The organism is Loktanella sp. PT4BL, assembly GCF_003201935.1.
Taxonomy (GTDB): Bacteria; Pseudomonadota; Alphaproteobacteria; order Rhodobacterales; family Rhodobacteraceae; genus Yoonia.
Window position 1 is genome coordinate 93,747 of record NZ_QJJL01000002.1, and the last position, 12,559, is coordinate 106,305.

Sequence of the window (12,559 nt, forward strand, 5' to 3'; positions counted from 1 at the left end):
GGTGCTGGTTTTGGCGCCGGCGCGGGCCAAGTTGTCTTTGGTGTTGCTGTGGCCATTTTGCTGGTCCTTTAGCTTGCTCGTGGGGTTTATGATAAGGACTGGTGTTGTCATTGGACTAGTCTGCTGTGCCCACAAGATGGGGTTGGCGTGACATAAATGTGACCAATTGTGCGGGTTTTAGGATTTCCCGCGCCGAGGTGCGGCACCGCCGCCTTTGCCTAAGCCCTTGCGCGGCTTGGCTTTTCCGCCCGGCGGGACAAAGCGTTTGGATGTATCCTTGGCATTGCCCGCGGGTTTACCTGTGGGTTTACCAGCGCCGGGTTTGCGCGGTTTGCTGTCGGCGTTGTAGGGCGGTTTGCCCTTGCCTGCAGGTTTTTTGCCGTCCGATTTGCCCTTGTAGGGTGGTTTGCTGCGCTTCTCGGTCAGTGCCTCACCGTGGTCACGGCGCTCGGGTTTATGGCGCGGTTTGCGTGCTTTGTGGTCGTCGGCGGCACCGGGGACCGGTTGGATTGCAGGCACGTGATCTTGTCGCGAGGGTGGCGGGGCCGCCTGATCGCGCGGGGCGTGGCGCTTGGGTTTATCACCGTCTTCGCGCTTGGGCTTGTCGCCAAAATCGCGCTTGGGTGCGCGTTTCGAGCCGTCGTCATAGTCACGCTTGGTTTTGCGCGGACCGCGTTCGCCAAGTTGCGGGGCACCATCCAAGGCGGTCAGCGTTGCCTGGTTTTCCAGCTTCATATCGCTGCCGACGCTGTCCAGAAAGCCTGGGACGGAAGGAGCGGAAATTTCGATGAATGTCTCATTGGGCTGGATGCGGATCGCGCCGATTTCGTTTTTGGTGATCCCACCGGCCTTGCAGATCATCGGCAGGAGCCAGCGCGCCTCGGCCTTGCCTTCGCGCCCGATATCGACACTGAACCATTTGGAAGGGCCAAAGGATTTCACCTCGCGCGGAGCGCGTTCCTTGGCGGCGGGGCCATCTTTGTATTCAGAAATGAATTCGGGTGCTGATTGCTTGCCAGCATAAAGGCGCAGGTAGGCGGCAGCGATTTTTTCGGGCGCGTGCTGTTCCAGCAGACGTGCCGCGAATGTGATTTCTTCTTCGGTGAAATCCTCGGACCAGACCGGATCGGTCAGTAGACGCTCTTCGTCTTTGGCCGCAACCTCTTCGGCAGAGGGTGGCAGCGCCCAAGTTGCGGTCAGTTTGCCCCATTTCAGCAGGTTTTCACCGCGCCGTTTCATCTTGGCAGGCACGATCAGGGCAGAGATCCCCTTGCGGCCCGCGCGGCCCGTGCGGCCCGAGCGGTGCAGTAGGGTTTCGGCGTTGGTGGGCAGTTCTGCGTGGATCACCAGTTCGAGGTTGGGCAGGTCAATGCCGCGTGCGGCCACATCGGTGGCCACACAGACCTTGGCACGCCCGTCACGCATGGCTTGCAGCGCGTTGGAGCGTTCGGATTGCGTGAGTTCACCGGAGAGGGCCACAACCGAGAAGCCACGGTTCGACAGGCGCGTGGTTAGGCGCGTGACCATCGCGCGTGTGTTGCAGAAGACGATGGAATTGGGCGCATCGTAGTAGCGCAGCACGTTGACGATGGCGGCGTCGATGTCGTGGTTGGCAACGGTCAATGCGCGGTATTCGATATCGGCGTGCTGGCTTTCCTTGCTGGTCGTCGCAATCCGGACGGCGTCACGCTGATAGGATTTGGCCAGTGTCGCAATCATCGGCGGGACGGTGGCAGAAAACATCAGGGTGCGGCGGGTTGCGGGGGCCTGATCAAGAATGAATTCGAGGTCTTCGCGAAAACCCAGATCAAGCATCTCGTCCGCTTCATCCAGCACGACGGCCTTGATCTCGGACAGGTCAATCGTGCCGCGCATGATATGGTCACGCAGACGGCCGGGGGTTGCGACGACGATATGCGCGCCGCGTTCCAGATGGCGGCGTTCGTCGCGGAAATCCATGCCGCCGACACAAGAGGCCAGCGTCGCGCCGGCACCGGCGTAAAGCCACTGCAATTCGCGTTTGACCTGCAGGGCCAATTCGCGTGTGGGTGCGATAATCAGCGCCTGCGGCGCACTCTGCGGGCCGAACTGGCCCTCTTCGTTCAGGATGGTCGGACCAATAGCAAGCCCGAAGCCGACTGTTTTACCGGACCCCGTTTGCGCGGACACAAGAAGATCCTGACCGACGAGTGCGTCGTCCGTCACGGCCTCCTGGACGGGGGTGAGGTCGGTATAGCCCTGTTTGGCAAGGGCGTCGGCGAGGGTCGTGATCATATAAAAAGTGCTTTCATGGGCGTTAGACCTGCGCCCTACGCCTGTGTTGGTTGTTTGTATAGGGGGAAATCGGCGACTGCGGCGTCTGTGCATCAGCCTGTGTGTTGGGCAAACCACGCATCAATACGCGTTCTGAGGGCAGACCAGATCGCTGGTGCGCCGCGTTCAACCTTGACGCCGACGCGGGATTGCAGTTGCGCGGCGGTGACGTTGTATGCGGGCCATGTGCCGCCACCTGTCTCCAGATTGGAGATCACCGGCTGCACACGGTCGATGGATTTGGCAAAGATGGCATCGTCGGTTTCGGCCGCTTCGAATTCGTCCCAAAGCGCACGGAGGCTTTGGGCCTGATCAGCTGGCAGCAGGCCAAAGATGCGGTCGGCAGCGGCCTTTTCGATGATGTCTTGTTCCGCCGGATCATGATCGCCGTGAATGGGATTATCGCCAGCATCAATTTCCACAATATCGTGGATCAGCAGCATCTTGATCACGCGGTCGATATTCACAGGACGATTGGCGTGTTCCGCCATCACCAGCGCGTAAAGTGCAATATGCCAGCTGTGTTCGCCTGAATTTTCACGGCGCGCACCATCGCAGAGTGTCGTGCCCCGCAGGACGGTCTTGAGTTTGTCGGCTTCGATCAAAAAGGCCAGCTGTGCATCAATGCGCGACATGGCCGGATCTAGCCGCGCGAGGGCCGCGAAGGCTGAATGCCCGGTTGCGGGGCGTCAGCATCGGTGTCGTCCGATTGAAGGAATTCATCAAGCGAGCTTAGGACATCCGCAAAGGCAGCATCTTCTTCTGACTCTTGAGCCGCCGGTGTTTCTTTCGCGGGGGGCTGCGTTGTGGCGCCGCCCATTGCGATCGACTCTGATGATGAACGGGGTTTGTCGTCATCCGCCAGAAGCCGCGATTTCACCCGCGTGGGTTTGCCCGCACGTTCCGCCAGAAGCTTGCGCGCACGTGCTTCGGCGCGCCGGACGCGCACTGCGGTCAGAAACGCCTCCTGCAGGGTTTGCGAAGACGAGCCGAGGATTTCACCGATAACATCAACGATGTTTTCATCCCCATTGGTCCTCGCATCTTCGAGAGCAAGATCGGCGATTTCACCGGCAACGCGTTCAAGATAGCTATCGGCCATGGCTAGCGTGTGTTCTCTGTCAGACGGCGGCGCACATAAGAGCGCACAGTGTCGATCATCGGGTCCATGTGAGGGTCTTCAAAGAAGTGCCCTGCACCTTCCATCACGTCGTGGGTAACCGTGATGCCCTTTTGCTCGTGCAATTTGTTCACAAGGTTCACCGTATCGGCGGGCGGGGCCACACGGTCGTTCGAGCCGTTGATGATCAGGCCGGAAGACGGGCAGGGGGCGAGGAAGCTGAAGTCATACATATTTGCAGGCGGGCTGACCGAGATGAAACCCGTGATCTCGGGGCGGCGCATCAAAAGCTGCATGCCGATCCATGCCCCGAAAGAGAAACCCGCCACCCAGCAATGTTTGGCGTTGTTGTTCATGGACTGCAGATAATCCAGCGCGGAGGCCGCATCAGAGAGTTCACCCACGCCTTGATCGTATTCGCCCTGAGAGCGCCCGACACCGCGGAAGTTAAACCGCAGGACTGTAAAGCCCATGTTGTAGAAGGCGTAATGCAGGTTATAGACGACGCGGTTGTTCATCGTTCCGCCAAACTGCGGATGCGGGTGAAGAACGATCGCGATGGGTGCGTCCCGGTCTTTTTGCGGGTGATAGCGCCCCTCAAGGCGACCTTCTGGACCAGGAAAAATGACTTCGGGCATGGTATTTCCGTTGCTGCTGTCGGTGCCTTCACATTCTTGACGAAAATGCTCAGACACCTTAGAAAGATTCTAAACTCGGGCGCGGGCCCATGTTGTCGTGGTCAAAGTGACCTAATGACGCGAGCCTGCGTCGTCAATGTAATTGCGCCTGTTTATCTGGGGAAAGCCAATGAAATTAAGCACGAAGGGCCGCTATGCGATGGTTGCTTTGGCGGATTTGGCGTTGCAGCCCGAAAATGCACTCGTCAATCTGACCGAGATTTCCAAACGTCAGGACATTTCACTGCCCTATCTGGAGCAGCTTTTTGTCAAGTTGCGCCGCGCAGGACTGGTTGATTCTGTGCGTGGACCGGGGGGCGGGTACCGTCTGGCGCGGCCTGCGTCGGATATTCGCGTGGTCGAGATTCTGGGTGCCGTGGATGAAACCGTGTCGGCAATGCACAAAGGGGCGGGGGCCTCTGGCGGCGCTTCGGGATCACGGGCGCAATCCATGACGAACCGCTTGTGGGAGGGGCTGAGCGCGCATGTCTATGTGTTCCTGCACCAGGCCCGCCTGTCCGATGTGGTCAGCAACGAGCTTGCCCCTTGTCCTGCTGTACCGGCGTTGTTCGAAGTTGTAGATGAAGAGACTTAAGGGGGCGCTGCCCCCGCGCGTTCCGCGCTCCCCCGGAGTATTTTTGGCAAGATGATGAGATGAGAACCTATCTGGATCATAATGCGACAACCCCGTTGCGGGCCGAGGCGCGCACCGCGATGCTGGCGGCCATGGATGTGGTTGGCAATCCGTCGTCCGTGCATGCTGAGGGGCGTGCAGCCAAAGGGATTGTCGAAACAGCCCGTCAGCAGATTGCCGAAGCTGTGGGTGCATCGGGTGCGGATGTGGTCTTTACATCGGGCGCGACGGAAGCTGCGGCACTGGCATTGGCGGGGCGGGGATTGAAAGCTGCCCCGATTGAACATGATGCCGTCCATGCCTGGGTTGATCCTTGTCTGGCCGTTGTGGATGGCGCTGTGCAGGTGGAGGATCCGGCCGGATCGACCGTGCAGCTGGCCAATTCGGAAACCGGTATTGTGCAGGATTTGCCGCAGGGATTGGCGGTCAGTGACATTACCCAAGGGTTTGGCAAAGTGCCATTCGCCTTTTCGTGGTCCGGTGTGCAGATGGTTTTCCTGTCGGCGCATAAATTTGGTGGCCCCAAAGGTGTTGGTGCGTTGATCTTCCCGCAAGGCACAGATATCGCAGCACAAATCAAGGGTGGCGGGCAGGAAATGGGCCGTCGGTCCGGCACCGAGAACGTCGTGGCGATTGCCGGAATGGGCGCTGCTGCGGTCGCCGCACAGGCCGATCTGGCGGCCGGAAAATGGGAGCGGGTTGCCAAACTTAGAAATATTCTAGAAAGAGCCATTGAGGCATCTGAAAAGAGCACTATTTTTGTCGGGAAAGGGTCGCAGCGCTTGCCGAACACAAGCTGTTTTGCCTCTCCGGGCTGGAAGGGTGAAACGCAGGTGATGGCGATGGATCTGGCAGGATTTGCTGTCTCGGCTGGCTCGGCCTGTTCGAGTGGCAAGGTCAAGACAAGCCGGGTGCTGCAGGCGCTGGGACTGGACGATGAGGTGGCATCAAGCGCAATCCGCGTGTCACTGGGCATCGAGACAACTGAGGATGAGGTTTTGCGCTTCGCGCAGGCCTGGAGCGAAAAACGGGCGCGGCGCAGGGCCGCTTGAGAGGATGAAAAGATGACAGCTTTGGATACCGTCGAGGTCAAAGAAGGCGTTGATCAGGAGACCGTGGATGCGGTCAAGGAACTCTCTGGCAACTACAAATACGGCTGGAACACCGAAATCGAGATGGAATACGCCCCCAAAGGCGTAAACCCCGATATCGTGCGCCTGATTTCATCCAAAAACAAAGAACCCGAGTGGATGACAGAGTGGCGTTTGTCCGCGTTCACCCGTTGGGAAAAGATGGACGAGCCCACATGGGCGATGGTGAACTATCCTGACATCGATTTTCAGGACATCTATTACTATGCGCGTCCGAAAAGCATGGAAGAGAAGCCGAAATCGCTGGATGACGTCGATCCCAAGCTGTTGGCCACTTACGAAAAGCTGGGTATTCCGCTGAAAGAGCAGATGATCCTGGCCGGTGTCGAAGGGGCCGAAGATGCACCTGCCGAGGGCCGCAAGGTTGCTGTGGATGCGGTGTTTGATTCCGTGTCGGTCGGCACGACTTTCCAGAAAGAGCTGGAAAAAGCGGGCGTGATCTTCTGCTCGATCTCCGAGGCAATCGAGAAGCACCCCGAGCTGGTCAAGAAGTATCTGGGCACCGTGGTGCCGCCATCGGATAACTTCTATGCCACGCTGAATTCGGCCGTGTTTTCAGATGGTTCCTTTGTGTATATTCCTCCCGGTGTGCGCTGCCCGATGGAGCTTTCGACCTATTTCCGCATCAATGCCGAGAATACCGGACAGTTCGAGCGCACTCTGATTATCGCCGATAAAGGCTCTTACGTGTCCTATCTTGAGGGCTGCACCGCGCCGAAACGTGATACGGCCCAGCTGCACGCCGCTGTGGTTGAGATCATCGTCGAGGAAGATGCAGAGGTGAAATATTCCACCGTCCAGAACTGGTATCCCGGTGATGAGGACGGCAAGGGTGGCATCTATAATTTTGTGACCAAGCGCGCCGATTGCCGTGGCGACCGGTCCAAGGTGATGTGGACGCAGGTGGAAACAGGCTCTGCTGTCACATGGAAGTATCCAAGCTGCATCCTGCGCGGCGATGACAGTCAGGGTGAGTTCTATTCCATCGCGATTGCCAACAACATGCAGCAGGCCGATACCGGCACAAAGATGATCCACTTGGGCAAAAATACCAAGTCGCGCATCGTGTCCAAAGGCATCAGTGCGGGCAAGGCACAGAACACCTATCGTGGTCTGGTGTCGATGCACCCCAAGGCCACGAAATCGCGCAACTATACCCAGTGCGACAGCCTTTTGATTGGCGATAAATGCGGGGCGCATACGGTGCCTTATATCGAGGTCAAGAATAACTCGTCCCGGGTCGAGCATGAGGCCACCACATCCAAGGTGGATGATGACCAGCTGTTCTATTGCCGCTCGCGCGGCATGGACGAGGAAGAGGCGGTCGCGCTCGTCGTGAACGGGTTCTGTAAGGAAGTGCTGCAAGCGCTGCCGATGGAATTCGCGATGGAAGCGCAGGCACTTGTGGCGATCTCGCTGGAAGGTTCTGTCGGCTGAATATGCTTCCCCTGCGTCAACATAACTGTCGTGACCTTGTCACGCTGCGGCCAATTTCTTGCCCCAGTTCAATGCCATTAGGGATTGAGCAATATTTTGGTGGGGCAGCGGCCTATGGCGACGCGGAAGTACGATATCAACGATTTCAATGCGCGGGTGAAGAAGATCAAGAACCCGCGCAACAAGTCGTACTACGACCCCGACCTGGGGATGCACATCCCCAAGCGCGTCACACGCGAAAAGATCGCAAAGCCGCAGGAACCATCGTTTCTGGGCAAGTTTATCGTCTCGATGATCATCGGGGCGCTGGCGTTGCTTTTCGCGCAAGTGCTGCGGATCCGCTATTTTGGCCTGCTCGAGCAAAGCGATGTGGTGTTCTATCTGGAACTGTTCATCGCGTTCTGGGCGATGGTGCTGTTTTCGGCCATTCTGGACCGGCGCAAGGTGGTGGAGCGGTTCGCGCAGGTCGCGGGTATCGCAGTGATGCTGACCGCAGGTCACAACCTGATCTGGCGCTGGCCCGAACCCATGGCGATGATCTATACCGCAGAATACGTGGATCAGATCATGGAAGTCACAACACAACATTCCGTTGTGTATCGCGGGACCGTTTTCGGCCTGTAAACCCACTCTATCGCAATGCGGAAACCCTGCGCGGCTTTGCCCGGCGCGGGGCCATGCGCGTTGGCGTAACACAAACATCTTCAGGAGAATAAAATGCTGGAAATCAAAGGCCTAGAGGTCAAACTGGAAGAAGAAGACAAGCAGATCCTGAAAGGCGTGGACCTGTCGATCGCACCGGGAACCGTGCATGCGATCATGGGGCCGAACGGGTCCGGCAAATCGACCCTGTCCTATGTGCTCTCGGGCAAGGACGGTTATGAGGTTACCGGTGGATCCGCCACGCTGGACGGCGAAGACCTGCTGGATATGGAACCCGAAGAGCGCGCGGCCTTGGGCCTGTTTCTTGCGTTCCAGTACCCTGTGGAAATTCCCGGTGTCGGCAACATGACTTTCCTGCGCACGGCTGTGAACGCACAGCGCAAAGCGCGTGGCGAAGACGAGTTGAGCGCCGCAGATTTCCTCAAAGAGGTCCGCGAAAAGGCCAAGAGCCTGAAGATCGACGCAGAGATGCTGAAGCGTCCGGTCAATGTCGGCTTCTCCGGTGGTGAGAAAAAGCGCAATGAAATCCTGCAGATGGCCATGCTTGAACCCAAGATGTGCATTCTGGATGAGACAGATTCCGGTCTTGACGTTGATGCGATGAAGCTTGTGGCAGATGGCGTAAACGCGTTGCGGTCCGAGGGGCGGTCGTTCCTTGTCATCACACACTATCAGCGTCTGTTGGATCATATCCAGCCGGATATCGTGCACATCATGGCCAATGGCCGGATCATCAAATCCGGTGGCCCCGAGCTTGCGCTCGAGGTTGAAAACAACGGTTACGCCGACATTCTGTCCGAGGTGGCCTAATGGCACTGGCACAGTTGAAAATTGATACAACAGAGGCCCGCTTGGCCGATGTCGACCTGCCGCAGGGGGCTGCGTGGGGCAATGCCGCGCGGGCCGATGCTTTGGCGCGCGTGCGCCTGATGGCTCTGCCGACCAAGCGTGACGAATACTGGAAATATACCGATCCGACATCCTTGACCGCGGTAGATGCGCCAGAGGCCGCGCTCTTCGCCAGCGATGAGGCGCCGCTTTTTGACGCGGTTGACCGCGTAAAGATCGTTTTTGTGGACGGTGTGTTCGATGCGGATGCGTCTGACGATCTGGAGGCGACAGGTCTTGAGATCGAACGCCTCTCTGATGCCATGGCGACGGATATCCACTGGGCTAAGGACATCTATGGTGTTCTGGAAGCGCACGGTCAGAAACCTGTGGCGCGGCCCTTGGCGGCGCTGAACACGGCCCTTGCCACCGATGGCGTTGTGATCCGTGTGACAGGCAAGGCCACAAAGCCCGTGAACTTTATCTACCTTCATAATGATACCACCTCTGACGCGATCCTGCACAATGTGGTGAAGGTTGAAGCGGGGGCCGAGATGACCTTGCTGGAAACCGGCCCTGCAGCGGCGCGGTTCTCCAAGCTGCTGGAAGTGGAAGTGGCCGAGGGCGGCAAGTTCAACCACGTCCGCGCACAAGGCCGTGACCATGAACGCCGCGCCGTAACGCATTGTTTTGCAAGGATTGCTGCGGATTCTGTCTTCAAGTCCTTCACACTCACCTTCAACGGTGTGCTGACGCGCAACGAATGTGTGCTTGAGCTTGTCGGCGATGATGCAGTTGCGCATGTGGCGGGTGTCTGTGTCGGTGACGGCAAGGATTTCCATCACGACGACACGGTGTTCATTACCCATGATGCGCTGAATGGCGAAAGCCGTCAGGTGTTCAAAAAGGTGCTGCGCAACGGTGCGACGGGCGTCTTTCAGGGTAAGATTCTGGTCAAGGAAGGCGCGCAAAAGACCGATGGCTACCAGATCAGCCAGTCGCTTCTGCTCGATGATGACAGCCAGTTCCTCGCCAAGCCGGAGCTTGAGATTTACGCCGATGATGTGGCCTGTTCGCATGGCTCCACCTCGGGGGCGATTGATGAAACGGCCTTGTTTTATCTGCGCTCGCGCGGTGTGCCCCATGACGAGGCACGCAATCTGCTGACCCTGTCGTTTCTGGCCGAGGCACTGGAAGAGATCGAGGACGAGACCCTGGCAGAAGACTTGCGCGACCGGCTTGAAGGCTGGCTGGCACGGCACCGGTAATGCCAGTCACAAACGACATCATGCGGACGTGGCGCAGGCCGCGCGCCGTGATGCGCGAGTTGCTGGATCAAGGGCGGCGCGAAGACAGGGCCATCATGTACCTGATGGTCAGTTGCTTTCTGATCTTTGTCGCGCAGTGGCCCCGTTTGCGTCGGGTGGCGGAAGGGTTTGAACCCTCACCGTTTCCGCCTGACATGAACTTTGAGGGGATGATGACCTATACTTTCTTCGGGTCGGTCATCATCCTGCCTTTGATGATGTACGGGATCGCGGCGCTGTCGCATCTTGTGGCGAAGGTGCTGGGCGGGAAGGGGTCTTGGTTCGGGGCGCGCTTGGCCCTGTTCTGGACCATGCTGGCGACAACGCCGATGTTTTTGTTTTACGGTCTGGTGCGCGGCCTGATTGGGCATGGCACACAGGCGGTTCTTGTCGGTGCGATCGGGGCAATTGCCTTTGTTTTCATCTGGATACAATCCTTGCGCGAGGCGGAAAGCCATTCATGACCGTTGATTTTCAAACCTGGATGCGTGCCGTCTGGACCAGCATCATGGAGCCGTCAGAGAGCGCGCGCAAAGCGCTTGCCATGGACATTCCGGTACAGGCGCTTTGGACGGGGCTCGCACTTGTTGCGGTGCTGAACGTGATCCTTGTGGCGCTGTTGCAGCTCTTGTCGCCGGCGCCGCTGGCCATGCAAGAACAGGCCTTTGCGCTTTCGCCCTTCGGTTTCTTTGCGATCATCAGCATCTTTTTTGTGCTGTTTGTTTACGGCATTTTCTATGCGGGCCGGATGATCGGCGGCCAAGGCACCTTGCAGGCAAGCTTGACGATTGTGGTCTGGTTTCAGGCGGTCAGTCTGACGCTTGAGGCAATCCAGTTCGCGCTGGTTCTGATCAGCCCCGCGATCGGGTCGATCTTCGGGCTGCTCACACTCGGCGCTTTGATCTGGTGTTTTATGAATTTTATCAACGTCTTGCACGGCTTCGACAATCTGGGCAAAGCCTTGGGTGCGATCGTTCTTGCCCTGATCGGGACCGCCCTGATCTCGGGCATCATTTTGGCTGTTCTGGGCGTTGGTCCGACAGGAGGTATGGCATGAGCTATGACGTCAATAAAATCAGGTCCGATTTTCCTATCCTGTCGCGTGAGGTGAACAACAAGCCTCTGGTCTATCTCGACAACGGCGCGTCGGCCCAGAAACCACAGGTGGTGATTGATGCGGTCACCCGCGGCTATGCCGAGGAATACGCCAATGTGCATCGCGGTTTGCATTACCTCAGCAACCTGTCGACCGAGCGCTACGAAGGCGTCCGCGGGATCATCGCGCGCTTTCTGAACGCGCCTTCGGAAGATGACATTATCATGAATTCCGGCACGACCGAAGGCATCAATATGGTGGCCTATGGCTGGGCCATGCCGCATATGGAGGCGGGTGACGAGATTGTCCTGTCGATCATGGAACACCACGCCAATATCGTGCCATGGCATTTCCTGCGCGAACGGCAGGGCGTGGTGATCAAATGGGTTGATGTGGACGCCAATGGCGATCTGGACCCCCAGAAGGTGATTGATGCGATCGGCCCCAAGACCAAGCTGGTGGCGATTACCCATATGTCCAATGTGCTGGGCACCGTGGTTGACGTCAAAGCCATCACCGCCGGTGCCCATGCCAAAGGCGTGCCTGTGCTGGTCGATGGCAGTCAGGCCGCGGTCCATATGCCCGTCGACGTGGCCGATATTGGCTGCGATTTCTACGCCATCACGGGTCACAAGCTCTATGGCCCCTCGGGGTCAGGTGCGATCTATGTGCGCAAGGAACGGATGGCGGAAATGCGCCCCTTCATGGGCGGCGGCGATATGATCCGCGATGTGACACGCGATACGGTCACCTGGAATGATCCGCCGATGAAGTTTGAAGCAGGCACGCCGGGGATTGTGCAGACAATCGGGCTTGGTGTGGCGCTGGAATACATGATGGACGTCGGCATGGACGCGATTGCCGCCCATGAACGGGGTTTGCGCGACTATGCGCGCGACCGGTTGGGTGGCCTGAACTGGCTCAGCGTACAGGGGCAGTCCGCCACCAAGGGCGCTATCTTCTCGTTCACGCTGGAAGGGGCGGCGCATGCGCATGACATCTCGACTGTATTGGACAAAAAGGGTGTCGCTGTGCGTGCCGGTACCCACTGTGCGATGCCATTGATGGAACATATGGGCGTGGGGGCCACCTGCCGCGCGTCGTTTGGGATGTATAACACCACCGACGAGGTGGATGTGTTGATCGACGCGCTGGAACTTTGCCACGATCTGTTTGCGTAAGGTGGATCTTGATCCGCCTTACCTGACTTTGCCGTTGCGACGCTCATTCACCGTCGCTATAGAACCCCTAGGCACCCGTAGCTCAGCTGGATAGAGCGCTGCCCTCCGAAGGCAGAGGCCAGAGGTTCGAATCCTCTCGGGTGCGCCAATTT

At 58.2% G+C, this 12,559-nt stretch carries 13 protein-coding genes and 1 tRNA gene; 10 read left to right on the forward strand and 4 right to left on the reverse strand.

What is annotated here, in order from left to right; genetic code table 11:
* Positions 1–177: 177 nt before the first annotated feature.
* The 4 genes from C7964_RS05395 to C7964_RS05410 form a co-directional block, all read right to left on the reverse strand.
* Complete coding sequence (locus C7964_RS05395) at positions 178–2,274, reverse strand: DEAD/DEAH box helicase (RefSeq protein WP_110278675.1); 2,097 nt, start codon at positions 2,272–2,274, stop codon at positions 178–180.
* A gap of 92 nt (positions 2,275–2,366) precedes the next feature.
* Positions 2,367–2,948 carry an HD domain-containing protein gene (locus tag C7964_RS05400; protein ID WP_110278676.1) on the reverse strand — a complete coding sequence of 194 codons (582 nt, stop codon included), beginning with the start codon at positions 2,946–2,948 and terminating at the stop codon, positions 2,367–2,369.
* 8 nt (positions 2,949–2,956) lie between these two features.
* Positions 2,957–3,415, reverse strand: coding sequence for a hypothetical protein (locus C7964_RS20320; protein ID WP_353652412.1), 459 nt, complete (start codon positions 3,413–3,415; stop codon positions 2,957–2,959).
* Positions 3,416–3,417: 2 nt separating this feature from the next.
* Complete coding sequence (locus C7964_RS05410; RefSeq protein WP_110278677.1) at positions 3,418–4,071, reverse strand: alpha/beta hydrolase; 654 nt, start codon at positions 4,069–4,071, stop codon at positions 3,418–3,420.
* A gap of 169 nt (positions 4,072–4,240) precedes the next feature.
* On the opposite strand from C7964_RS05410, the gene iscR reads away from it, so the two are divergent.
* The 10 genes from iscR to C7964_RS05460 all read left to right on the forward strand — a co-directional run bounded on the left by iscR (position 4,241) and on the right by C7964_RS05460 (position 12,555).
* Positions 4,241–4,705, forward strand: coding sequence for a Fe-S cluster assembly transcriptional regulator IscR (iscR, locus tag C7964_RS05415; protein WP_055292933.1), 465 nt, complete (start codon positions 4,241–4,243; stop codon positions 4,703–4,705).
* Between the two features lie 59 nt (positions 4,706–4,764).
* Complete coding sequence (locus tag C7964_RS05420) at positions 4,765–5,796, forward strand: cysteine desulfurase family protein (protein WP_110278678.1); 1,032 nt, start codon at positions 4,765–4,767, stop codon at positions 5,794–5,796.
* Between the two features lie 12 nt (positions 5,797–5,808).
* Positions 5,809–7,332 carry a Fe-S cluster assembly protein SufB gene (gene sufB / locus C7964_RS05425; protein ID WP_110278679.1) on the forward strand — a complete coding sequence of 508 codons (1,524 nt, stop codon included), beginning with the start codon at positions 5,809–5,811 and terminating at the stop codon, positions 7,330–7,332.
* Positions 7,333–7,446: 114 nt separating this feature from the next.
* The gene (locus C7964_RS05430) at positions 7,447–7,956 is read left to right on the forward strand and encodes a hypothetical protein (RefSeq protein WP_110278680.1); all 510 of its coding nucleotides are present in this window, start codon (positions 7,447–7,449) and stop codon (positions 7,954–7,956) included.
* A 93-nt stretch (positions 7,957–8,049) separates the two neighbouring features.
* Positions 8,050–8,805 carry a Fe-S cluster assembly ATPase SufC gene (gene sufC / locus C7964_RS05435; protein ID WP_110278681.1) on the forward strand — a complete coding sequence of 252 codons (756 nt, stop codon included), beginning with the start codon at positions 8,050–8,052 and terminating at the stop codon, positions 8,803–8,805.
* Positions 8,805–10,091, forward strand: coding sequence for a SufB/SufD family protein (locus tag C7964_RS05440; RefSeq protein ID WP_110278682.1), 1,287 nt, complete (start codon positions 8,805–8,807; stop codon positions 10,089–10,091). Before sufC ends, C7964_RS05440 begins: the two co-directional genes overlap by 1 nt.
* Positions 10,091–10,594 carry a YIP1 family protein gene (locus tag C7964_RS05445; RefSeq protein WP_110278683.1) on the forward strand — a complete coding sequence of 168 codons (504 nt, stop codon included), beginning with the start codon at positions 10,091–10,093 and terminating at the stop codon, positions 10,592–10,594. The genes C7964_RS05440 and C7964_RS05445 overlap by 1 nt, the downstream gene beginning before the upstream one ends.
* Positions 10,591–11,187, forward strand: coding sequence for a YIP1 family protein (locus C7964_RS05450; RefSeq protein WP_110278684.1), 597 nt, complete (start codon positions 10,591–10,593; stop codon positions 11,185–11,187). Before C7964_RS05445 ends, C7964_RS05450 begins: the two co-directional genes overlap by 4 nt.
* Positions 11,184–12,407: a cysteine desulfurase gene (locus tag C7964_RS05455; RefSeq protein ID WP_110278685.1), complete on the forward strand. Its 1,224-nt coding sequence runs from the start codon at positions 11,184–11,186 to the stop codon at positions 12,405–12,407. The genes C7964_RS05450 and C7964_RS05455 overlap by 4 nt, the downstream gene beginning before the upstream one ends.
* A gap of 71 nt (positions 12,408–12,478) precedes the next feature.
* A tRNA-Arg gene (locus tag C7964_RS05460) sits at positions 12,479–12,555 on the forward strand.
* The last annotated feature ends 4 nt before the right edge of the window (positions 12,556–12,559 follow it).